22 protein-coding genes are annotated in these 21,851 nt (G+C 71.1%); 10 read left to right on the plus strand and 12 right to left on the minus strand.

Translation table 11 applies throughout. The annotated features are described in order from the left end of the window. The first annotated feature begins 23 nt into the window (after positions 1 to 23). Together cmk and der are read left to right on the plus strand one after the other, a co-directional pair. Positions 24 to 659 carry a (d)CMP kinase gene (cmk, locus tag ABZU32_RS08330; RefSeq protein ID WP_354846503.1) on the plus strand — a complete coding sequence of 212 codons (636 nt, stop codon included), beginning with the start codon at positions 24 to 26 and terminating at the stop codon, positions 657 to 659. 89 nt (positions 660 to 748) lie between these two features. Beyond that, complete coding sequence (der, locus tag ABZU32_RS08335; RefSeq protein ID WP_354918900.1) at positions 749 to 2,173, plus strand: ribosome biogenesis GTPase Der; 1,425 nt, start codon at positions 749 to 751, stop codon at positions 2,171 to 2,173. A 27-nt stretch (positions 2,174 to 2,200) separates the two neighbouring features. Here the strand turns inward: der and ABZU32_RS08340 are convergent, their stop codons facing one another. The 3 genes from ABZU32_RS08340 to ABZU32_RS08350 form a co-directional block, all read right to left on the minus strand. Further along, on the minus strand, positions 2,201 to 3,811 hold the full coding sequence (locus tag ABZU32_RS08340; RefSeq protein ID WP_354918903.1) for an MFS transporter: 1,611 nt from the start codon (positions 3,809 to 3,811) through the stop codon (positions 2,201 to 2,203). Then, positions 3,808 to 4,653, minus strand: coding sequence for an LppX_LprAFG lipoprotein (locus tag ABZU32_RS08345; RefSeq protein WP_354918906.1), 846 nt, complete (start codon positions 4,651 to 4,653; stop codon positions 3,808 to 3,810). The genes ABZU32_RS08340 and ABZU32_RS08345 overlap by 4 nt, the downstream gene beginning before the upstream one ends. Before the next feature lie 113 nt (positions 4,654 to 4,766). Beyond that, positions 4,767 to 5,261: a MarR family transcriptional regulator gene (locus ABZU32_RS08350; RefSeq protein WP_354846150.1), complete on the minus strand. Its 495-nt coding sequence runs from the start codon at positions 5,259 to 5,261 to the stop codon at positions 4,767 to 4,769. A 134-nt stretch (positions 5,262 to 5,395) separates the two neighbouring features. Here ABZU32_RS08350 and ABZU32_RS08355 point away from each other — a divergent pair, with 134 nt between their 5' ends. Continuing rightward, positions 5,396 to 6,448 carry a cation diffusion facilitator family transporter gene (locus ABZU32_RS08355; protein ID WP_354918909.1) on the plus strand — a complete coding sequence of 351 codons (1,053 nt, stop codon included), beginning with the start codon at positions 5,396 to 5,398 and terminating at the stop codon, positions 6,446 to 6,448. Here the strand turns inward: ABZU32_RS08355 and ABZU32_RS08360 are convergent. Next, positions 6,368 to 7,015, minus strand: coding sequence for a phosphopantetheinyl transferase-like protein (locus ABZU32_RS08360; RefSeq protein WP_354846155.1), 648 nt, complete (start codon positions 7,013 to 7,015; stop codon positions 6,368 to 6,370). The two genes, ABZU32_RS08355 and ABZU32_RS08360, sit on opposite strands and share 81 nt — an antisense overlap. Positions 7,016 to 7,151: 136 nt before the next feature. Beyond that, on the minus strand, positions 7,152 to 8,549 hold the full coding sequence (locus ABZU32_RS08365; RefSeq protein ID WP_354918912.1) for an aminopeptidase P family protein: 1,398 nt from the start codon (positions 8,547 to 8,549) through the stop codon (positions 7,152 to 7,154). 159 nt (positions 8,550 to 8,708) lie between these two features. Between ABZU32_RS08365 and ABZU32_RS08370 the strand changes: the two genes are divergently transcribed. Further along, entirely contained in the window at positions 8,709 to 9,137 is a 429-nt protein-coding gene (locus tag ABZU32_RS08370) for a CBS domain-containing protein (RefSeq protein ID WP_354919309.1), read from the plus strand. A 21-nt stretch (positions 9,138 to 9,158) separates the two neighbouring features. On the opposite strand, the gene ABZU32_RS08375 is transcribed toward ABZU32_RS08370, so the two are convergent. Beyond that, on the minus strand, positions 9,159 to 10,157 hold the full coding sequence (locus tag ABZU32_RS08375) for an NmrA/HSCARG family protein (RefSeq protein ID WP_354918915.1): 999 nt from the start codon (positions 10,155 to 10,157) through the stop codon (positions 9,159 to 9,161). A gap of 21 nt (positions 10,158 to 10,178) precedes the next feature. Between ABZU32_RS08375 and ABZU32_RS08380 the strand changes: the two genes are divergently transcribed. Next, positions 10,179 to 10,748 (plus strand): helix-turn-helix domain-containing protein, encoded by a 570-nt coding sequence (locus tag ABZU32_RS08380; RefSeq protein WP_354918917.1) that lies wholly within the window; start codon positions 10,179 to 10,181, stop codon positions 10,746 to 10,748. 267 nt (positions 10,749 to 11,015) lie between these two features. Here ABZU32_RS08380 and ABZU32_RS08385 read toward each other — a convergent pair whose 3' ends face one another. From ABZU32_RS08385 to ABZU32_RS08400, 4 genes are all read right to left on the minus strand, one after another. Beyond that, positions 11,016 to 11,459: an ester cyclase gene (locus ABZU32_RS08385; RefSeq protein WP_354918920.1), complete on the minus strand. Its 444-nt coding sequence runs from the start codon at positions 11,457 to 11,459 to the stop codon at positions 11,016 to 11,018. Positions 11,460 to 11,537: 78 nt separating this feature from the next. Further along, the gene (locus ABZU32_RS08390) at positions 11,538 to 12,698 is read right to left on the minus strand and encodes a sigma-70 family RNA polymerase sigma factor (protein ID WP_354918923.1); all 1,161 of its coding nucleotides are present in this window, start codon (positions 12,696 to 12,698) and stop codon (positions 11,538 to 11,540) included. Between the two features lie 2 nt (positions 12,699 to 12,700). After that, complete coding sequence (locus ABZU32_RS08395) at positions 12,701 to 13,039, minus strand: YciI family protein (RefSeq protein ID WP_354846167.1); 339 nt, start codon at positions 13,037 to 13,039, stop codon at positions 12,701 to 12,703. Between the two features lie 224 nt (positions 13,040 to 13,263). Further along, entirely contained in the window at positions 13,264 to 14,457 is a 1,194-nt protein-coding gene (locus ABZU32_RS08400; protein WP_354918926.1) for an SGNH/GDSL hydrolase family protein, read from the minus strand. Between the two features lie 362 nt (positions 14,458 to 14,819). On the opposite strand from ABZU32_RS08400, the gene ABZU32_RS08405 reads away from it, so the two are divergent. After that, on the plus strand, positions 14,820 to 15,947 hold the full coding sequence (locus ABZU32_RS08405) for an AI-2E family transporter (protein WP_354918928.1): 1,128 nt from the start codon (positions 14,820 to 14,822) through the stop codon (positions 15,945 to 15,947). A 42-nt stretch (positions 15,948 to 15,989) separates the two neighbouring features. Here ABZU32_RS08405 and ABZU32_RS08410 read toward each other — a convergent pair whose 3' ends face one another. After that, positions 15,990 to 16,196, minus strand: coding sequence for a DUF397 domain-containing protein (locus tag ABZU32_RS08410; RefSeq protein WP_354918931.1), 207 nt, complete (start codon positions 16,194 to 16,196; stop codon positions 15,990 to 15,992). Beyond that, positions 16,187 to 17,011 (minus strand): helix-turn-helix transcriptional regulator, encoded by an 825-nt coding sequence (locus ABZU32_RS08415; RefSeq protein WP_354918935.1) that lies wholly within the window; start codon positions 17,009 to 17,011, stop codon positions 16,187 to 16,189. Before ABZU32_RS08415 ends, ABZU32_RS08410 begins: the two co-directional genes overlap by 10 nt. Before the next feature lie 373 nt (positions 17,012 to 17,384). On the opposite strand from ABZU32_RS08415, the gene ABZU32_RS08420 reads away from it, so the two are divergent. From ABZU32_RS08420 to ABZU32_RS08435, 4 genes are all read left to right on the plus strand, one after another. Then, positions 17,385 to 17,828 carry an ATP-binding protein gene (locus ABZU32_RS08420; protein WP_354918938.1) on the plus strand — a complete coding sequence of 148 codons (444 nt, stop codon included), beginning with the start codon at positions 17,385 to 17,387 and terminating at the stop codon, positions 17,826 to 17,828. A 63-nt stretch (positions 17,829 to 17,891) separates the two neighbouring features. Beyond that, on the plus strand, positions 17,892 to 18,299 hold the full coding sequence (locus tag ABZU32_RS08425; protein ID WP_354918940.1) for a hypothetical protein: 408 nt from the start codon (positions 17,892 to 17,894) through the stop codon (positions 18,297 to 18,299). Positions 18,300 to 18,307: 8 nt separating this feature from the next. Continuing rightward, complete coding sequence (locus ABZU32_RS08430) at positions 18,308 to 18,526, plus strand: helix-turn-helix transcriptional regulator (protein WP_354918942.1); 219 nt, start codon at positions 18,308 to 18,310, stop codon at positions 18,524 to 18,526. 426 nt (positions 18,527 to 18,952) lie between these two features. After that, positions 18,953 to 21,844, plus strand: coding sequence for a glycoside hydrolase N-terminal domain-containing protein (locus ABZU32_RS08435; protein ID WP_354918945.1), 2,892 nt, complete (start codon positions 18,953 to 18,955; stop codon positions 21,842 to 21,844). The last annotated feature ends 7 nt before the right edge of the window (positions 21,845 to 21,851 follow it).

The raw sequence follows: 21,851 nt of genomic DNA on the forward strand, positions 1-21,851 counted from the left end.
CCGTGACCGCACTGGTCGTCGCCATGGACGGCCCTTCGGGGTCGGGCAAGTCGAGTGCGTCGCGCGGGGTGGCGCGCGCGCTCGGGCTGCGCTATCTCGACACCGGGGCGATGTACCGCGCGATCACCTGGTGGATGCTCGAGCACGGCGTCGAGGTGGCCGACGCGGCCGCGGTCGCCGGCCGGGCCGGCGAGCCGGTGCTCGTCATCGCCACCGACCCGGACGCCCCGGGCGTCACGGCGGACGGCCGCGACGTCTCCGCCGAGATCCGCACCGGCGAGGTCACCGCGGCGGTGTCCGCGGTCAGCGCGGTGCCCGAGGTGCGCGCCCGGCTGGTCGCCGAGCAGCGCGCCATCATCGGCGAGGGCGACATCGTGGTCGAGGGACGCGACATCGGCACCGTGGTGGCCCCCGGCGCGCCCGTCAAGATCTACCTGACCGCGAGCCCCGAGGCCCGCGCCCGGCGCCGCACCGCCGAGCTGACCGGCACCACCGTGGAGGCCCAGCGGGCCGCGATGGCGCGGCGTGACACCCTTGACTCGACCCGCAAGGCCGACCCTCTGGTGATGGCGGCGGACGCGGTCGAGCTGGACACCACGGAGCTCAACCTCGAAGAGGTCGTCTCCGAGGTCCTCAGACTTGTGAAAGAGCGCACCTGATCCGGTGACGCGCGAGCGGGACGCCCTCCGGGGCGCCGCGCCCGCCGGCCGCCGAGGCAAGGATGGGCCCCGATGGAAACGGACGTGACGTGACGGGGGAGTACGACGACGAGGCCGGCTGGATCGAGGCCGACCTCGCGGAATTCGAGCAGGACGGCGCGCCCGCCGAGGCCGAGCCGGACGCCGGCCCACTGCCGGTGGTCGCCGTCGTGGGGCGTCCGAACGTGGGCAAATCCACGCTGGTCAACCGCATCATCGGCCGCCGCGAGGCGGTCGTGGAGGACGTGCCCGGCGTGACCCGCGACCGGGTGACCTACGAGGGCACCTGGCGGGGCCGCCGCTTCACCCTGGTGGACACCGGCGGGTGGGATCCCGACGCCACCGGCATGGCGCTGCGCATCGCCGAGCAGGCGCAGATCGCGGTCGAGCTGGCCGATGTGATCCTGTTCGTGGTGGACGCCACGGTCGGGGTGACCGACGCCGACGAGACCGTCGCCGCGGTGCTGCGCCGTTCGGGCAAGCCGCTCGTGCTGGCCGCCAACAAGGTGGACGACCAGCGCATGGAGCTGGAGGCGACGGCCCTGTGGTCGCTCGGCCTCGGCGAGCCGCAGCCGGTGTCGGCCCTGCACGGCCGTTCCAGCGGCGACCTGCTGGACGTCCTGCTGCAGATCATGCCCGAGGCCCCGCCGCAGCGGTTCGGCGCCGAGCGCGGGCCCCGCAGGGTCGCGCTGGTCGGCAAGCCGAACGTCGGCAAGTCCTCGCTGCTGAACAAGCTGGCCGGCGAGGAGCGGGTGCTGGTCGACCCGATGGCGGGCACCACCCGCGACCCGGTCGACGAGCTGGTCGAGCTGGGCGGCAAGACCTGGCGCTTCGTCGACACCGCGGGCATCAGGCGCCGCGAGCGCGAGCTGCAGGGCGCCGACTTCTACGCGGGCATGCGCACCAAGGCCGCCCTGGAGCGGTCGGAGGTCGCCGTCGTGCTCATCGACGCCTCCGAGGTGCTCACCGAGCAGGACCTGCGCATCATCAGCATGGTCATCGAGTCGGGCCGCTGCATGGTCGTCGCGTTCAACAAGTGGGACCTGGTCGACGAGGACCGCCGCCACTACCTGGAGAAGGAGATCGACCGCCAGCTCGTCCGCGTCCCGTGGGCGCTGCGGGTCAACATCTCCGCCAAGACCGGGCGGCACGTCGACCGGCTGGTCCCGGCGATCGAGCGGGCGCTTGAGTCCTGGAGCACGCGCGTGCCGACGGCCCGGCTCAACACCTTCCTGTCGGACCTGGTCGCGGCCACCCCGCCGCCGGTGCGCGGCGGCAAGCAGCCCAAGATCCTGTTCGCCACGCAGGCGTCGACCGAGCCGCCGAAGTTCGTGCTGTTCACCTCGGGCTTCCTGGAGGAGACCTACCGCCGCTTCATCGAGCGCCGCATCCGCGAGGAGTTCGGCTTCGCCGGCTCCCCGGTGGAGGTCAGCATGCGCATCCGCGACAAGCGCGGCGCCGCCAAGAAGAAGTAGCCGCTCGCCTCTCCCCGCCGGCCCGGCTCACGGCCGGCGGCGGGGGAGGGCGAGGGCCGTCACGGCGCCCACCGCGCACAGGGCGGCGGTCAGCAGGAAGATCTCGGTGTACTCCGTGTGCAGCGCCTGGACGACCTTCGCGCTGTACTCGGCCAGCCGCCGGGCGTACTCCGCGGATTCCACGCCGAACGGCAGCGGCGTGTCCAGATGGGCCGTCAGCGACTGGAAGCGGTGGAACCCCCAGGCCGACAGCGCGGCGACGCCCAGCAGCATGCCCATCATGCGGGTCACCACGACCGCCGCCGAGGCGACCCCGTGGCGTCCGGCGGGGGTCGCCCGCAGCACGGCCGAGGACACCGGCGCGATCACCGTGCCCAGCCCCAGGCCCGCCACGGCCAGGTCGACGTCCACGCGCGACAGGCCGAACGGGTAGGAGGCGGCCGCGGGGTCCAGCGGCCAGCGGGAGATCAGGAAGTACCCGGCGGCGGCCACGACCAGCCCTGCCACGGCGACCGCCCGCTCGCCGAACCGGCGGGCCAGCACCCCGCCCGCCAGCGCGGCGAGCGCGAGGGCGACCAGGAACCGCGAGAGCACCAGCGCACCCCCGACGGTGTCCTCGCCCAGCAGGGTCTGGGCGGCGAGCTGCACGTCCACCAGGGTGACCAGCAGCGCCGCCCCGGTGAGGAAGCTGACCCCAAGCGACGCCCAGAACGGGGCGCGCCGCACGCCGGCCATGTCCAGCAGCCGAACCGGCGCGCGCAGCTCCCACGCGACGAACCCCGCGACGGCGACCACGCCCGCCGCGATCGCCGGCACGCCCCAGGAGGGCAGGACCGCCCTGTCGGGCTCGGGGTTGTACAGCCCGGCCACGAGCAGGCCCAGCGCGAGGGCCAGCAGCAGCCCGCCCACCACGTCGACGCGCGTCCGGGGCCCGCCGCGCGGCGCGGGCGGCGGCACCGCCCGGTGGACGGCCACCGCCGCGATCAGGGCGAGCGGGATGTTGACCCAGAAGATGCCCCGCCAGCCCACCAGCGCGGCCACCCCCGCCCCGTACAGGGGGCCCAGGACGCTGCCCAGCTCCTGCGCCGCGCCCACGGCCCCCAGGGCGACCGGTCGGGCGTGCTCGTCCCACAGGTCGCCGACGAGCGCCATCGTGATCGGCAGCAGCGCGCCGCCCGCGATGCCCTGGAGCGTGCGGCCGGCCGTGAGCAGCGGGACCGACGCGGCGAGCGCGGTGACCGCGGAGCCGGCCGCGAACCCGGCCAGGCAGGCGTGGATCAGCGGCCGTCGCCCGTACCGGTCGGAGAGCTGGCCGAGCAGCGGCATGGCGGCCACATAGCCGAGCAGGAAGCCGGTGACGATCGGGGTGGCCCGTTCGAGGTGGTTGACGGGCACGCCGAGGTCGCGGGCGACGTCGATCAGGACGGTCACCACGACGTAGGCGTCCAGCGCGGCCAGCAGGACGGCCGTTCCGCCGACGCCCAGGGCCACCCGCCGGACCGCGACCGGGCCGGCGGGCGCGGCCGCCGAGCCGGGCTCCGCGCGGGGCGCCGGAGAGAAAGCGGGGACCGGTTCGGCGGAATGACTCAAGGGCTCGCGCTCGGCGTGGCTCATGGGCTCGCGCTCAGGGTGGCTCATGGGCTCGTGCTCGGGGTGGATCTGGCGCTCGGGGTGGCGATGGTCACCGGGGCGTCGTAGTCGTCGAGGGCGACCAGGACCGTGCCGGCGTTGGCGCCGCTGCCGAGCGGCAGGCTCGCCTTGAGCAGGCGGCCGGTGTCCTTGGCCACCCACACCTGCCCCGTGACACCCTGGTTGACCCCCGGCACCAGCGTGATGATGACCTGCTGCGACAGCGTCACCGCCACCCGGTAGGCGTCAACGCCGCCGACCTTCTCGGCGGCCTCGGTCTTGGGGTCGGTGGCGGTGGACAGCAACCGGGCCACCCCGGTGTCGGGGTTGAGGATGGCCGAGGGGTCGTAGATGCCGGCCAACTGCTTGCGGGTCATCGTCTGGTAGCCGCCGGTGGGGCCCTTGAAGTAGACGGTGTCGCCGGTCAGGACGAAGTTGAGCTCCTGCAGGTTGCCCAGGACGTCGATCTGCAGGGTGCCCTTGGCGTCGCCCTCACGGGTCAGGGAGCCGTCGGCGTTCTTGACGGGGACCGGCGGCTTGCCCTCGGTCGTGATCGTGAAGGCGACGGTCTTGACCTCGCGCATCGCCGCCGCGGCCTTGTCGAGCAGGTCGCGTCCGGCCGGCAGCGCGTCGCCGCCCGGCGAGGACGTGCAGGCGGAGGTGCAGGCGAGGGCCAGCAACAGCGAGGCGATCAGCCACGTCACCAGCACCGGCGCCCGCCGCGGCGGCGGTGCGCCGTCGCGGGAGGCGGTACGCGGCGAGGGGCCCGTGCGCGCGGGGGCGAGCCGGGAGGGACCGTCGCCGGGGGATGCGGCGAGGCGGGACCGGGAAGCGAGCGACCTATTCGACACAGCCGGGATGCTAGCCACCGCGGGCGGCGCATCCACGACTTTCCCAGGTATCGGTTTGGGGTCGGACGACCCGCACCCGCCCGGCCAGGCCGGACAGGACGGCCCCTGAGAAGCTAGGCGCGTTCTTCGGCGCGCAGGCGCAGCAGGTGCTTGACCACGGGGGTGTAGGCGACCTCCAGCGCCTGCACCAGCTCAGGCGTGAGGCGGTCGATGAAGTGGTAGCGGACGTTGGCGACGTGCATGGGCGCCACCCGCTGCATCGTCTCCCACCCCTGCTCGGTGAGCACCGCGAAGGTTCCCCGCCGGTCGTCCGGGCAGCTCTCCCTGCTGACCAGGGAGGCGGCCTCCATGCGCGCGATCTGGTGGGACAGGCGGCTGCGAGATTGGATGGTGGCCTCGGCCAGGTCGCTCATGCGCATGCGATGACCCGGGCTCTCTGACAGGTTCACCAGGATCTCGTAGTCGTTCAGCGACAGTCCGGACGCCTGAAGCTCGCGGTCGAGCCGATGCTCGAGAAGCTTGTGGGCCGCCAGGTGGGCGCGCCACGCTCGCTGCTCCCCGCCGCTCAGCCAATTGGTGTCCAGGTCGTCGGATTCCGCCGTGCTCATGGTTGTGAATCTATCTCTCCGGGAGCGTTCATGAGGCGGTTGACCTCGGTCGGATCCCCGGATCGTCCCTTATTTAGGAAATTTTCCGACTGGAACGATGTATCCCGGCCCAGACGGGGGGAAGGAGCGGCGAGATGAGCGAGAAGGTGACGGAGCCGGATTCCGGCCAGGAGAGTTTCCTCACGGTCGCGGTGGCCGCGGGCATCAACCTCGCGATCGCGGTGGCCAAGATGGTGGCCGGCCTGATCAGCGGCTCGTCGGCCATGCTGTCGGAGGCCGCGCACTCGGCCGCCGACACGGTGACCGAGGTGCTGCTGCTGGTCGCGGTCCGGCGCAGCGGGCACCCGGCCGACTCCCGGCATCCCTTCGGGCACGGCAAGGCCGGGTTCTTCTGGGCGTTGATGGCGGCGGGCGCGACGCTGCTGATCGGCGCCGGGTTCTCGATCACCCACGGCGTGCAGACGATCAGGGACGGCGAGGACCTGGGCGACCTCAAGGTGTCCTACATCGTGCTGGTGATCGCGTTCGTGCTGGAGGGCGTCTCGTTCTTCCGCGCCGTCCACCAGGTGCGGAGGGAGGCCGACCGGCTGAACGTGAGCCCGCAGCGGTACGTGGTGCACACCACCGACACGGCGGTCAAGGCGGTCGTGTTCGAGGACTCCGCGGCGCTGGTCGGCATCGGCGTGGCCGCCCTCGGCCTGCTGGGCTTCCAGCTCACCGGGTCGGCGGTGTGGGACGGACTGGCCTCGATCGTGATCGGCCTGCTGCTGCTCGGCGTCGCGCTGTACCTGATCAAGGCGAACGCCTCGCTGCTGATCGGCCAGGCGGCCCCCCCGCGCGTCCAGCGCGCGATCCTCGAGGAGATCACCGGACGGGCCGAGGTCAACGAGGTCGTCGAACTGCTGACCATGATGCTCGGCCCGGACGACGTGCTGGTCGCCGCGAAGATCGATTTCGTCGACGAGTGCACCGGCGACCGGCTGGAGCAGGTCTCCGACGACATCGAGCACCGGCTGAGAGATCGTTTTCGGGGTGTCACGCACGTCTTCCTCGACCCCACGCCGGGGCCCGACGCCCCGCGCCGCGCGGCGCGGCCGCCGGTGCCCTCAGCCGTCGATCCGGCGCAGCTCGGCCGGGTGGTCGGTGACGGCGCAGCCGATGACGGCGCCGGCCGTCCACTCCAGTAGCCGGCGCCCGCGCCAGCCGGACGAACCCGACGGATCGACCTCGCCGTCCATGTCGGAAAGGTCGGTCAGCGGGAAGTCGTCGATCGTCAGCTCGCCTCGCTTGACGAGGGCTTCCTTGCGCACCCACTGGCGGATCACCCGCCGCTTGTCGTGACCGATCAGGGCGAACTCGGCGGGGGACAGGGTGAACTCGACCAGGCCGCGGTCCACGTCGCCCCGCGGCACGTGCTCGGCGTCCACGCCGACCCGGCCCGGCCCCGCGACCGCGCACACGTACCCGGCCGTGTGCGACAGGCTGACGCCCAGCTCGGGCACCTCGGCGATGGACGGGCGGCCGTGGCCGGGGCCGTGCTTGTCGCAGTACTGGATCAGGGTCAGCTCCTCGGCGGGCCGTCCGAGGAGGGTGGCGGCGCACTGCCTGACCAGCAGGTGGGCGGCCACGAAGTCGTCCCGGTCACGTTCGCGGACGAAGCGGGACGCCCGCTCGCGCTCGGTGTCGGTCAGCGTGCCGCCCACAGCGGCCAGCACGGCGTCCGCACGCCCGGCCATCACGATCGAATCGCGCACTCGCCCACCCTAACGGCCCGGCGATCACGCCGGGGGGCGCAGACCCGACCCGGCCCGCCCGGCCGTCCGGAATGACGCCGAGCGGGCCTGCCGGCCGTCGTTGACGACGCGGAGCGGGCCTGTCGAGCGTCCGGGGTCAGCCGAGCAGGGCTCCCATCCAGGACTCGACCTCGTCGGGGTGGCGGGGGAGGGCCGAGGACATCAGCCGGGCGCCGTCCTCGGTGATCAGCAGGTCGTCCTCGATGCGCACGCCGATGCCGCGCAGCTCCGGCGGCAGGGTGAGGTCGTCCGGCTGCAGGTAGAGGCCGGGCTCGACGGTGAGCACCTGACCGGCCTCCAGCACGCCGTCCAGGTAGACCGACGAGCGGGCCCTGGCGCAGTCGTGGACGTCCAGGCCGAGCATGTGCCCGCTGCTGCACAACGTGTAGCGGCGGTGCAGGTCACCGTCGGCCGAGTCCAGCACCCCCCACTCACGCAGCCCTTCGGCGATGACGCGCATCGCGGCGGCGTGGAAGTCACGGAAGCGGGCCCCCGGCCGCAGGACGGCGATGGCCGCGCTCTGGGCCTCGTACACCAGCTCGTAGACCTGCCGCTGGACGGGGCTGAACCGCCCTGACAGCGGCAGCGTGCGGGTGACGTCGGCGGTGTAGAGGTCGTCGGACTCGACGCCGGCGTCGAGCAGCAGCAGCTCGTCGCGGTTCAGGGCGCCGTCGTTGCGGATCCAGTGCAGGACGCAGGCGTGCGCGCCGGAGGCGACGATGCTGTCGTATCCGGTCGCGTTGCCCTCCAGCCGGGCCCGCAGCCCGAAGACGCCTTCGACGTACCGTTCGCCGCGCGGGTGGGCGAGGGCCTGCGGCAGCGCGCGCACCACGTCCTGGAAACCACGGCCCGTGGCGTCCACGGCGTGCTGCAGCTGGGCGACCTCCCAGTCGTCCTTGATCAGCCGCATCTCCGACAGGAACGCGGTCAGCTCCTCGTCCCCCTCGTGTGGCGCCACCCGCGCGTCGACGGAGGCGTCCACCTCGCGCAGGACCCGGGCCGTGCCGGTGAGGGCCTCGGGCAGGCGGTCGATCGGCGCGCACTCGATCTGGTACAGCGCCTCGGCCTCGGCCAGGGTGGGCCGGGCGCCGACCCAGAACTCGCCGTACTTGCGGTCGCGGTAGAACTCCTGCCCCGCCGCGCCCTCCGCCGAGCGGGGCGACCGGGGGCGGGTGAACAGCGTCGCCGCCCCCGAGGGCGCGATGACCAGCACATCGTCGGGCTCCTGCCCGCCGGTCAGGTACGCGAAGGCGCTGTGGGGGCGGAAGCGGTGGTCGGAATCGTTGCTGCGGACCTTCAGCGTCCCGGACGGGATGACCAGCCGCTCGCCGGGGAACCGCTGGACCAGGGCGGCCCGGCGCTTGGCGGTGTAGGACGCGAGCGGCAGCGCCGCCAGGTCCGGGCGGCTCGTGTCGGCCCAGCCGCCGGTCATGAAATCGGCCAGTGCGTCGGATATGGGCAGGTCGTGGCTGCCGGTGTTCAGTCGATCGCTCATCTCGCGGTCCCCTGGAGAGAAGTGGTGCGTGGCATGGTACTCATGCCGCCCCCGGGACGCCGGACCGGCTTTGCCCGTCCTCACGCTTAACGTTGGCACGAGGTGGGGAAGTCACTGATACTCTCCCTGGCCTCTCCTTACCGTGACGAGGTGGTGTCGATGCTCATCAGCGCGATCCTGCGAAGTAAAGGAAGCACGGTGGCGACCGTGCGGCCGCAGGCGACGGTCACCCAGCTGCTCGCAGCCCTGGCCAGCCACAACATCGGCGCCGTCGTGGTGTCGGAGGACGGCGAGACGATCGTCGGCATCGTCTCCGAGCGCGACGTGGTGCGCGGGCTCCACCAGCGCGGCCCCGGCGTGCTGGAGGAGCCGGTGTCGTCGATCATGACGACTCCCGTGCGCACCTGTGAGCCGGACGCCGACGTCGAAGACCTGCGCAAGACCATGACCGACCACCGCATCCGCCACCTCCCCGTGGTCAGCCAGGGCCTCCTGGCCGGCATCGTGAGCATCGGCGACGTCGTCAAGAGCGCCATCGAGGAGCTGGAGACCGAAAAGGCCCACCTGGTCGACTACCTCCACGGCTGAGCCTGCCGACCCTGGCAGGCGTCAGGCGGCGGGCCGAAGGTGCTCGTGTGCCCAGTCCTCGAAGGTCGTGAGCGGGATGGCATAGGCCCGCGCGAATTCCGGGCGGGCCGGCTGGCCGGCCACGTCGATGAATTCGTGCGACCTGACGCCTGCCGGCGGCATACCGGCGGCGATCGCCTCCTGCGTGGTCATGTCGGGCGCGGCGATCTCGGTGCCGAGCGCGCGGGAGAGGACCTCGGCGATCTGCGTCATCGTCAGGTAGTCGCCCGCCAGTTCCAGCTCGACCTGGTGGAACCGCTCCGGTGCGGTGAACGCCGCGGCGGCCGCCGCGCCGATGTCGCGCACCGCGACGAGGGAGAGCCGGGTGCCGGGCTTCAGCACGGTCACCAGTCCTCCCTCGACACCGCGGGGCAACAGGTACGCCGTGGAGGGAAGGAAGTTCTCCATGAAGAAGCCCGGCTTGATGATCGACCAGCACGGGAAGCCCGCCGCGCGCACCAGGTCCTGAGCGCCGGCCTTGGCGGCCATGACCGGCTCCATCGATGCCCAGCGGCCTTCGGCCCATCCGGGAACGCCGGCGCGTTGTCCGGCACCGGAGACGGACGTGTGCACGAACTGCCGCACACCTGCGGCCAGGGCGCCTTCGACCAGGTTGCCGGCCTGAGTCAGCTCGCCGTCGAAGTCCAGGCCTTTCTCGGTCACGGGCGTCTGCACCGAGAAGACGGCCCGGGCGCCTTTCGCCGCCCTGGTCACGGACTCGCGATCGAAGAGGTCGCCGGTGACCAACTCGGCGCCCAGCGATTCGATCGCCCTGGCCCCGCCGGAGGCGGGGTCGCGGACCAGCGCCCGGACGGGGACGCCGGAGGCGAGCAGGGCGCGGGCCGTCGCGCCGCCTTGCTGTCCGGTGGCGCCGGTGACCAGGACGGGTGCGGATTCGATGGACATGGATCTCCTGTCATGATGGATAAACGGCGGACCCCGCCGTTTAAGGCTTCGGTAGAATACGGCGGGCCCCGCCACTTAGCAACCTGAGGAGAGACCATGCCCGCCCTGCGTGCGGATGCCCGGCGCAACTACGCGCGCCTGCTCGCCGTGGCCGAGGAGGCGATCGCCGCGCACGGCCCCGACGCGTCCCTGGAGCAGATCGCCCGTACGGCGGGAGTCGGATCCGCCACCCTGCGCCGGCACTTCCCCAACCGCCACGCGCTGCTGGAGGCGGTCTTCCGCGAACGGGTCGGCATGCTCTGCGCCCGCGCCCGGGACCTCACCACCGGGCCCGACACCCGGGGTGCGCTGCTGGAATGGCTGAACGCCGTCACCGCGGACGCCGCCACCATCCGGGGGCTGGCCATCGCGCTGACCCGCGACCAGGCGGCCGGTCCGGACGTGGCGCACGAGCACTGCGCCTCGGCGCAGCTCACCGAGGCGGGTGACCCACTGGTACGCCGCGCCGCGAACGACGGCGCGCTGGCCCCGGGCGTGACCATCACCGACCTGCTCACCCTGATCACCGGCATCGCCCTGGCCACCGAACACCACACCGACCCCGCCGCCGAGGCACACCGCCTGCTCGGCCTGGCCATGGCGGGCGTCAGCCCCCGTCCGAACTGAGAAGACCCCACAGGCCGATTTCGGCCCGTCTTCGGTGACGCCCGACTGCCTCGGTGGTGACGCCCGGCTGCCTCGGTGAGGAGGCGCAGGCACGGATCTGCCGGGCGCCGGGCGGCCGCCCCCGCTCGCCGCCCGGGTTCCTTCGCCTCCGCTCTGTACGTGGTCGCGCCCGGGGCGCCGTGGCGGTGGGTGGGACGTGGTGCGGTGCGCCGGCGCCCGGGTACGGCGGTGCCCCCGCGTCCTTCGCCGCGCGGGCGCGAGTCCCGGTTACGAGAAGGCGCCGGAGATGATCCCGAGCTGGCGCATCTGGGACAGGACGTCGACGACGCCCCAGGTCTCGGTGATGCGGCCGTTCGCGTGCCGGAAGATGAAGATCTCGTTGTAGGAGATGGACCTGCCGGTGGGCGGGATGCCCAGGTGCTCGCCCTGGTGGGTGCCGGTGACGGTGTTCCGGTAGACGATCTTGTCTCCTTCGGCGATCACGTCCTCGACCGCGATGTGCAGGTCGGGAAAGGCCCGCAGGAGCCTGCCGAACACCTCCTTCAGTGCCTGCGCCCCCGTCGCGTCGATCGGCAGCGGGGTGCGGACCACCACATCGGGGTCGACGACCTCGTCGATCGTCTTGAAGACGAGTTCCGCGTCGCCGCTGTTGACGGCCTCATGAAGGCGGGCGAAGACCCCCAGGTCATGGGTCGGCCGGGTCGCTGACATGTCGTTTCTCCTCTGGTTCGGACGAACGTCGCTCATACTCGGGCGACGAACGACCACCCACCCGGGGGACAGGCCGGGTCAGAGTTGTTCGAGCCGCCCGGTGAGGAACCGCCGCTCGGGGGTCGAGGTGGCCAGGTCGAGCGCTCGGCGGTACGCCGCCCGGGCCTCGTCCTCACGGCCGAGACGCCGCAGCAGCTCGCCGCGGGTCGAGTGGAAGTAGAGGTAGCCGTCCAGGTCCAGGCGGTCGACGGCGGCCAGCGCCGCGGCGGGGTCGCCGGCCTGGGCGAGCGCCGCGGCGCGGTTGAGCTCGACCACCGGGGAGCCGGTGAGGTCGGCCAGCCGCCGGTACATCCGGGCGACCCGCCGCCAGTCGATGCGCTCCCGCGCCTGCAGCGAGGCGATCACGGCCTGCACGACGTAGGCGCCTCGCCCGCCCAGCGCGAGCGCGCGGTCGAGCACCACCCGTCCCGCCGCGATCTGGCGCGCGTCCCACAGCGACCTGTCCTGATCGTCGAGCAGCACGAGGTCCTCGCCGGAGAACCGGGCCCGTCGCCGGGCATGGTGGATCAGCATCAGCGCGAGCAGGCCGTGCGCCTCCGGCTCGTCCGGCATGAGCGCGGTGAGCACTCGTCCGAGGCGGATGGCCTCGCCGCCGAGGTCGACCCGGCCGCTGTAGCCCTCGTTGTAGATCAGGTAGACCACGGCCAGCACCGCGTCGAGGCGGTCGGGCAGCAGGTGCGCGCCGGGAACGGCGAACGGGATCCCGGTCGCCTTGATCTTGGTCTTGGCGCGCGACAGGCGCCGCTTCATGGTCTCCTCGGTGACCAGGAACGCGCGGGCGATCTCGGCGGTCGAAAGGCCGCCCAGGGCCCGCAGCGTGAGCGCCACCTGCCCCTCCAGCGGCAGCGCCGGGTGACAGCAGGTGAAGATCAGCTCCAGTCGCTCGTCCTTGATCACGGTGTCGTCGACCTCGTCCATCATGACGGCCTCGGCTGCCGGCAGCAGGTGGATCTTCTCGGCCAGGGTGTGCTCCCGGCGGATCCGGTCGATCGCCCGGTTGCGGGCCGTCGTCGTCAGCCACGCGCCCGGGTTGTCCGGCACGCCGGACGCGGGCCAGCGCTCCGCCGCGATCGCGAACGCCTCCTGCGCGGCCTCCTCGGCCCTGTCGAAGTCGCCGAGGAACCCGACCAGCGAGGCCAGCACCCGCCCCCACTCGTCCCGGAAGACCTGCTCCAGCACGGTCAGCGCCGCACCACCGGCCTGATCTCCACCGCGCCGCCCATCCGGGCGGCCGGGACGCGGGCCGCCATCTCCAGCACCTCGTCCAGATCGGCCGCCTCGACCAGGCAGAAGCCGCCGAGCACCTCCTTGGTGTCGGCGAACGGGCCGTCGGTCATCAGCGTCCGGCCGTCGGCCACCCGAACACTGGTCGCCGTCTCGGCCGGTTGCAACTGCGCGTGCTCGATGCACCGGTCGTCATCGGCCAGTGCCAAGTAGTCCGCGTACACCGCGTCCATCTCCGCCTCCGACAGCGACTCCACGTAGCCGGGCGGGGTGTAGATCATCAGCGCGTACTGCATCGCGACCTCCGAAGTCAGGGGCTCTCCCCTTGCACGACGAACGGGCGACGGCGCGGGGGACACCACAGGCCCATTCTCGCCCGGCGATCACCCCGTTCTCGCCTCCTGCTCGGTTCGTTCCGTCCGTGAGGTCTCGTCCTGACGACGCGACAAGACGCGGCGCACGGGCACGCGCCGGACGGCCCGGCCGCCCGGCGCGTGTCGTGCTCTGCGCTCCGCGCCCCCTACCAGCGCAGGTGAAGGGCGGCGATGAAGTCGTTCAGCCGCTGCGAGATGATCTGGTGGTCGTGGGCCGACGGGTGCCAGTCGCAGCCGCCGTAGTCCAGGTCGGCGTTGTCGTAGTACCAGTAGACGACCCGGTCGTCGCCCTGCCCGTTGCGGTCCTGCACGACCTGTCGCGCCGCGTCGGCGAGCGCCGTCGTGTTGTACACGTAGGTGGCGCTGACCACGATGACCGCGCGCTTGCCGTAGCGGGCGCGCAGCTTGTCGATGAAGCCCTGGTAGGCGGTCTTGTAGGCGGCGACCAGGGATTCCGGCGTCCACGACTCGCCGGGGTTGATGGCGGTGGAGAAGTCGTTGATGCCGAGCCCGACCACGATGAGCTGCGGGTGCCAGGTGCCCGGATTCCTCCAGACGTCGCCGGGCACGCTGATCAAGGCACGGTCGTAGTAGGTGCGGTAGTCGGTGCCCGGCTCGATGCCGTTGTAGTTGCGCACCATCCCGCGCCCGGAGAAGGCGTTGAGCTGGTAGTCGGCGCCGAGACCGCGCGCGGTGAGGGCGCCGAAGCTCAGGTCGGCGTTGGTGTTCCTGTCGAGCTGCCCAGGAGCGGGGCATTCGCGGGTGGGGGAGAGGTTGCCGTAGCCGGCGGTGTAGGAGTCGCCGATGAACTCGATCTGCCGACGGCGATCCGGGGGCCTGGGCAGGACGACGCCGCCGGGGGCGGCGACGAAACCGCCGAACTCGCCGATGCCCGACTGGCTCTCGGTGCGCTTGACGAGCCGCACGTCATGCACGCCGTAGCGCAGATTTTTGACCCAGTACGTGGTGCGGCCGGGGGTCACCAGCGTGGCGACGGTGGCGCCGTCGATCTGGACGTCGTAGTCGTTCACGGTGTCGTTCAGGGCGATCCCGACTCCGGTGCCGACGAAGCGGCCCTCGAAGTAGACGCCCGGCCAGCTGTACCGCACGGCGTCGCCGGCGACCTGTACCCGGCCGGCGGTGTGCGCCCTGGCCAGCACGGCCGCCGCATGCCTGCCCGCGGATGTCGCCAGAACGGCCGCCGCCGCACTGCCTGCGGCCGTCGTCGGACTGCCTGCGGCCGTCGTCTCGGAAGGGCTCGCCGCGTTGGCGGCCGTCGGCAGCAGCGTGGCCGCCACCGCCAGCGCGGCCAGCGCCGCCTTCACCTGTGTGTGTCGCACGGTCTCTCCTACTCCTGCCGGCGAGAGCGCCGTGGGACACGCTCCGCCGGGCGATGAGGGGCCAGCGTTCGAAGCTCGCGTTGAAAGCTTCATGGGGGCGAGTACGGCGAGCGCCGCCGGCGGAGACCGCGGCCCGGCGGCATGACGCATCACGGCGGCGCGAACATCCGGTGGGGGCACGGATGACGTGGGGCTCAACGCCCACCCTTCGCCTTGGTTCGGAGACAGGCCGGCGGCGACCCCGGAGAACACTCCGGTCCCGCGCCGGCCAGAGTGTCCGTCCCCCCATCCCAACGGTCAAGACCGTCCGCTCGAAGGTCGCCCTGTCCGCGTAAGGCATGGGCAATGTCTAGGGTGTCCTTGTGCCTGCCACGCTCAATGCCACCAAGACGCGCACCGCGCTGCGCACCTCGGCGCGCATCTCCCTGGAGATGCTGCTCGTCGTGCTGATGACGGCGGTGGCTCTGTGGATTCTCGGCCGGATGTGGTCCGTCCTATGGCCGCTCGTGATCGCCCTGCTGCTCACCACACTGACCTGGCCCCTGGCCCGTTTCCTGCGCCGGCACGGCTGGCCACCCGCATTGGCCGCGTCGGCGGTGACCGTGCTCTTCCTCCTGGTCGCCGCCGGGACCGTGGTGCTGATCGCCGTCCCGGTGGCGTCCCAGTCCGGCGAGCTGTCCACCGGCGTGGGCGACGGCATTCAGAAGCTGCGCGACTGGGCCGCCGGGCCGCCGCTGAACATCGGCGCGGACCAGGTCAGCACCGCGTTCGACAGCGCGGTCAAGCGCGTCCAGTCCAGCGTCGGCAGCATCGTCACCGCCACCCTCACCGGCGTGGGCACCGTGGTCAACGGCCTGGTGACCACGGTCCTGGCGCTCTTCCTCATGTTCTTCTTCCTCAAGGACGGCCCGCGGTTCCTGCCCTGGCTGGCCCGCCAGCTACCCGGCCGCCTCGCCACGGACGTGCCGATCGTGGCCGCCCGCAGTTGGGACACCCTCGGCTCGTTCGTACGCTCCCAGGCCTTCGTGGGCCTGCTCGACGCCGTCTTCATCGGTCTCGGCCTGTGGATCGTGGGCGTGCCGCTGGTTCTTCCCCTGGCCGTCCTGACCTTCGTCTCGGCGTTCATCCCCATCGTCGGCGCCCTGTTCGCCGGTTTCGTGGCGGTCCTCATCGCGCTGGTGTCCAACGGTTGGACGGACGCGCTGATCGTGCTCGCCATCATCGTCGTCGTGCAGCAGCTCGAGGGGAACGTGTTCCAGCCCATGGTGCAGAGCCGTGGTCTCGGCCTGCACGCGGCGGTGGTCCTGCTGGCGGTGACGCTGGGCGGCAGCCTGGCGGGCATCGTGGGCAGCCTGCTCGCCGTACCGGTCGCCGCCCTGATCGCCGTGGTGTGGAACTACCTCCGCGAACAGCTCACCGACCCGCCCCAGGACCCGGAGACCGACCTGCCGGAACCCGGCGAGCCCGTCCCCGAGCGGACGTCCACCTGACCCACCCGCCTCCAGGGGTGTCGCGAGAGCCCCTGCGATGCGTCAGGTCAGAGTGGTGAAGCTTCTTGCCTTGACGCCGCCGACGAAGGCCCGCCACCCGGAGGGACCGACGAGGAGTTCGGGGCCGTCGGGAACCTTGCTGTCGCGCACCGCGACCACGCCGGGCAGATTGTCGGCGACCTCGACGCACTGCCCGCCGTTGTCGGAGGAACGCGACGACTTCCGCCACGCGGCGGCACTCAAGTCCATTCCCGTCTCACTTCCTCGATCATTCGCAGGGATACGTGCTCAGGATAGGCCCACGCCCTTACGGCTTCATATCGGTTTCGGATGGAAACGACGAATTCGTGTTGGCTTGTTATCTGTCCCTGGACCGGAGAGTCCGCATGAATCACGTCTGGCTGGCCGTTAGGAAGCTCCGCGATCATGAAGGCTCCGGCCAGTCCTGCCAGACAGTCCGGGTCGACGACTTGAATGGTCACACAAGGCCGTTCGGCGACTTCGAGCAGATAGCCGAGTTGCTCGTGCATCACCTCCGGCCCGCCGACCTTGCGGCGTAGCACACCGGCATCGAAGAGGACGAGGACCAGGGGAGGGTCTTCCCTGTCCAGTACCCTCCGGCGCCGCATGCGGGCTTCGACCCGCCTTTCCACGTCCTCGGCGACGGATCTCGGACCTCTGCTGAAGAGCTGCCGGGCGTAGGCCTCCGTTTGGAGGAGTCCGGGGATCAGTAGCGGGTCCCAGGAGCGCAGGACGAGGGCGGTGGGCTCGATCTCCTCGGCCCAGCCCTCGAACCAGATCGGGCCACTGGGGCGGGCGACGATGCGACGGCGCAGCGCCGCGAAGTAGGTGCCGCCCTCGCCGAAGAGCCGGTCCAGCCGCTCCGCGTCGGATTTGGACGGCGTCCTCGTGGCGGCCTCCAGGCGGCTCACCTGGGTTTGTGTGCATCCGAGGCGGGTGGCCACGGCGGCCTGAGACAGTTGCGCGGTCTCACGTAGACGACGCATCTCGGCTCCGAAGACCATTCGAGGAGACCCGGGGTCCGGGAATTGCTCGACGCTCATCGCGGTCCTCCCGAAATGGAGAAAATCGGGCTATTTGCCTCGGATGGCAAATGCCGGTCCGAGGTCTGCCTATACCGGTGACTGTCATCGCCGGTCATCTTCTGGGGCGCTGATCCGGCCATTCAATCGCTGGTCGCGCAGGCAATCTAAGCACACGCCTTGTTTATCCGGCAGGGCGGAAGGCAAAGCGAATCGGCGCCTGCGAGCGAAGGACAAGACGAGTGATCAGTGACCGAAGGGGTGACTCCGCTCACTCCACCCACGCGTCCCCGAAAGCCACGAGCGATGGCCCGGCGGTAGGGGGCGCACGTGGGAAATGCGTGTGGGCCGGGGCCGTCCGCAGGGCCGGCGTGGGCTGGTCGGGGGTGGGCTCGTGAGGTCGGACGAGCAGGTGGTCCGGCATGGGGGTGAGGTGCCGGGGGCGGAGGCGTGGTGCGGGGAGTTTCCCGGCGACATCGCCTCCGTGCCGGCCGCCCGGGGGTGGGTGCGTGGGCTGCTGACCGCGACGGTCGCCGCGACGGCCCTGGACGACGTCCTGCTCCTGCTCAGTGAGGTGGTGACCAACGCGGTGGCCCACTCCGACTCCGGGAGCGCGGTGGGCGGGCGGGTCACGGTGCGCGTCGCCGTGGCCTCGCGGACGGTCCACGTGGAGGTGACCGACGCCGGTTCGGCCACCAGTGCGCCCGTGGCGCGGATGGCCGAGGCGGACAGCGACGGCGGCCGGGGCCTGTGGCTGGTCAACACGATCGCCACCGCCTGGGGCTCCCACCACGACGACGCCGACAGAACGGTGTGGTTCCAAGTCGCCGAGATGTAAGGCGTGCCTTCCGTTGAGTCAGGGTCGCTTGACCTAATGGAAGGTACGCTTTACATTCATGGCATGGCAAAAGAGATGCAACAGGATCAGGTGACGCGCGCGGCCCGCCGCGCTGTGCTCATCGACGGCATACCCGTGTCCACTTTGGGGGTGGTGGCCCTGGCACTGGGCAGCAACCCCGATCAGAGCACCGCCCAGAAGGCCTGGTGGATCGCGACCACCACCGTGTTCACCCTCGCGATCGCCTGGGTGCTGCTGCGGGCGTTCCGGCGCGCGGACGAGTACCTGCGCAGGGTTCAGCTGGAGAGCATGGCCGTCGCGTTCGCCGCGGTCCTCGTGGGGCTGCAGGTGGCCACCCTGCTCGATGCCGCGGGCATCGTCCAGCTCCACCAGCTCGCGCAGTTGATCCTCATCGGCGGCGTGGCGATCTGGCTGCTGATCGCGGATCTGCGCACCCGCCTGCACCGGTGACGGCGCGCATGAAGAACCGACTACGCGAACTGCGTGCGGCCCGCCGCTGGAGCCAGGCCGACCTGGCCGACCGGTGCCGGGTTTCCCGGCAGGCCATCAACGCCATCGAGACCGAGCGGTACGACCCCAGTCTGCCTCTGGCGTTCACCCTCGCCGACGTCTTCGGCCTGACCATCGAGCAGATCTTCCTCCCTGAAGGGACGGAAGACACGGGCGACCCGGCGTGACGGAAGCGTCCACGCTCGTCCATCAAGATGGGATGACTTTCGTTGGCGGCGAAAGGATGAAGGGGAAATGGACGGCGGGCGCACCTCGCGGTCACAGGCCTGGATCCCGGCCTTCCGGTTCATGAAAGTTGCACGAATCTCCTGAGAGAGTCGTCGGTCGTCCTGGAGATCAGAGGTCGGAGGTGACCCGGCGTACGCGATCGGTCTTGACGGTAGACATGAGACGTCGTACGTTACGCACGCTTCAATCATGGGATGTCTGTTCAATATAACCGCATGGTGTCCTGCCGTCGGAGGCACCTTTGACCGAGTGCTCCGCATCAAGATGCCTCGTCGAACGACGGCCACCGCCAAGGCGGTGAGCCGTGGCGGCAAGGACGGCGCGTGGCCGCGACCATCACCCCCGGCTCGTCACCAGGAGCTTCTATGAACATGCCGCTGAACCGCCGGCGTTTCATCGCGACCACCGCGGCGGCCGTCGGTGCCGCCGCGCTGCCTCCGGCGATCTTCGCCGACCGGGCGGCCGCCGCTGTCCCGCCGCAGGTGTCACTGCCGCAGCGGGGGATCTACGACACGGCCGCCGCGACGAGCTGGACCGATGCCTTCCTGACCGGCAACGGTGAGTACGGGGCCATGTTCTACGGTGCGCCCACCCTGGAGAAGATCGTCTTCACCCATCACCGGTTCGTGATGCCCAACGGCACCCGTAATGTGACACCGCCGGTGCTGTCGGGCCGGTTGGCGGGAGTCAGGGACAAGGCGCTCGCCGGTGACTTCAACGGCGCCACCGGCGACTTCACCTCCGGCTGGTCGCTGCGCTGGACCCAGACCTTCCATCCGGGCTATGAGCTGCAGATCAGCACTCCGGGGATGACGGCGGCCGGCGACTACGCCCGGATCACCGACTTCAGGACCGGTGAGGTGACCTCGACGTGGACCGACGGCAACGGCGCGTGGACGCGCCGGGCCTTCGTCTCCCGAGCCGACCGGGTGATCGTCCACGAACTCTCTCCCGCGCCGGGCCGGACGATCGACACCACGCTCAGCGTCAACACGGGCCTGAGCGGCGTGCCGGGGTCGGTCGGCTTCACCACCCTGGCCACGGTCGACAATGGTGACGGCTACCTGAACTTGAGGGGGAGGTACCCCGCCGGCCAGGGGGCTTTCGGCTATGAGGGCGTCACCCGGGTGGTCGCGTCCGGCGGCTCCGTTCGGGTGAGCGGGTCGGCCATCGTCGTGGCCGCGGCGACCAAACTCGTGCTGCTGACCCGACTCGACCGCTACGAGTCCTCCACCGCGTGGGACGCCAGACCGCTGCACGCGGCACTGGCCGCGCTGAACACCGACTACGCGGCGCTGCTCGCGCGGCACACCGCCCTGCACACCCCGCTGTACGACCGTTCACGCCTCGACCTCAACGTCAGCGCCGCCGACCGGCGACTGTCGACCAGTGAGCTGATCGCGCGGCAGAACTCCAACCGCAACGTCATCGACCCGGCGTTGCTGGAGCGGATGTACGACTCCGGCCGTTACCTGTTCCTGTCCTCCAGCGGCGTACTGCCGCCGCGGCTGACCGGCCTGTGGACGGGCGCGTGGGACGCGGCGTGGGCCGGCGACTTCACCACAGACGCCAACGTCAACTTCCAGGTCGCCGGCGGCAACATCCTGTCCCTCACCGAAGCCATGGACGGCTACTTCACCCTGATCCTCGGCCAGATCAACGACTGGCGCACCAACGCCAGGAACCTTTACGGCACCCGCGGCCTGCTCGCTCCCTCCCGGACCGACGGCGAGTACGGCAAGATGCTGCACTTCGACGGCGGGTTCCCCGGCCACACCTGGATCGGCGGCGCCGACTGGCTGCTCTATCCATTGCTGGAGTACTACCAGGTCACCGGGGACGCCACCTTCTACCGCACCAGGCTCGCCCCGGTCCTGATCGAACTCGCCCTGTTCTATGAGGACTTCCTCACCCGCACCGACGCGGGTGGCAAGGTCATCTTCGTGCCCTGCTTCTCCATGGAGAACAGCCCCGGCAACACCGGCAGGCAGTTGTCGATCAACGCGACCGGCGAGATCGCCGCGGGCAAGCATGCGCTGCAGGCCGCCATCGAGGCCGCTGACTTCCTCGGCACCGAGCAGGGCGCAGGCCAGGGCGTGCAACGCTGGACCGCCTTGCTGGCCAAGATGCCCGACTACCGGATCAACGGCGACGGAGCGCTCGCGGAATGGTCGTGGCCCAGCCTGACCGACCGGTACAACCACCGTCACGTGCAGCACATGTACCCCCTCTGGCCGCTGCACGAGATCAACCCCGAGGACAAGCCCGACCTTATCCGCTACGCGAGCCGCGCCCTTGATCTGCGAGGGGACGAGTCAGGAGAGGCCCACGGCGCCATCCACCGCAGCCTCGCCCGGGCCCGGCTGAAGGACGGCGCCGGCGTGTACGGCAACCTACGGAAGATCCTGGGCAACAACATGGTCTTCCGGTCGTTGATGACCTCGCACAATCCGAACCTGGCGATCTACAACGCCGATGCCGCCAACTCCCTGCCCGCGATCCTCGCCGAGGCGTTGATCTACACCAGGCCCGGCATCCTGGAGTTGCTGCCCGCGCTGCCCGATCAGTTCACCAAGGGCACGATCACCGGCGTGCGCGGCCGCAACCGTATCCGGATCGACTCGCTCACCTGGGATATCAGCGCCCGAACCGTCACCGCCACCGTCGTCTCCGACATCACCCAGACCGTGACGCTCATCTGCCGGCGCGGGATCACCTCCATCACCACCGGCGCGGGCGTCACCGCGTCACCTTTGGGCGGCCACGCCCGGCAGGTGTCACTCACCGCGGGCACCACGACCCAGATCACCGTCGAGCTGGGCGGCGGCGGCCCGTCCACCGGCGTCGTCCGCCTGGTCAACCGCAAAAGCGGGAAGGTGCTGGACGTCTACGGCGGCTCCACCGCCGACGGCGCCGCCATCGTCCAGTGGCCCTGGACCGGCGGGACCAACCAGCAGTGGCAGATGTCGCAGAACGCCGACGGCTCGGTCCGGCTGGCCGCTGTCGGCAGCGGCAAGGTTCTCACCAGCCCGAACGCCACGCAGGGGGCCGCCCTGGTCCAGATGACCGCCAACAACGGCGCCAACCAGCGGTGGAAACTCGTCCCCGCGGCCACAAGCGGCTACCACCAACTCGTCAACGTCGGCAACGGACTGTGCGCGGACGTCGAAGGAGGCTCCACGGCCGACGGCGCCCGGGTCATCCAATGGGGCGGCAACAGCGGCGCCAACCAGGAATGGCAGATCATCGCCCTGTGACACCGGG

The organism is Sphaerisporangium sp. NPDC005288 (assembly GCF_040607475.1).
Lineage (GTDB): Bacteria > Actinomycetota > Actinomycetes > Streptosporangiales > Streptosporangiaceae > Sphaerisporangium > Sphaerisporangium rhizosphaerae.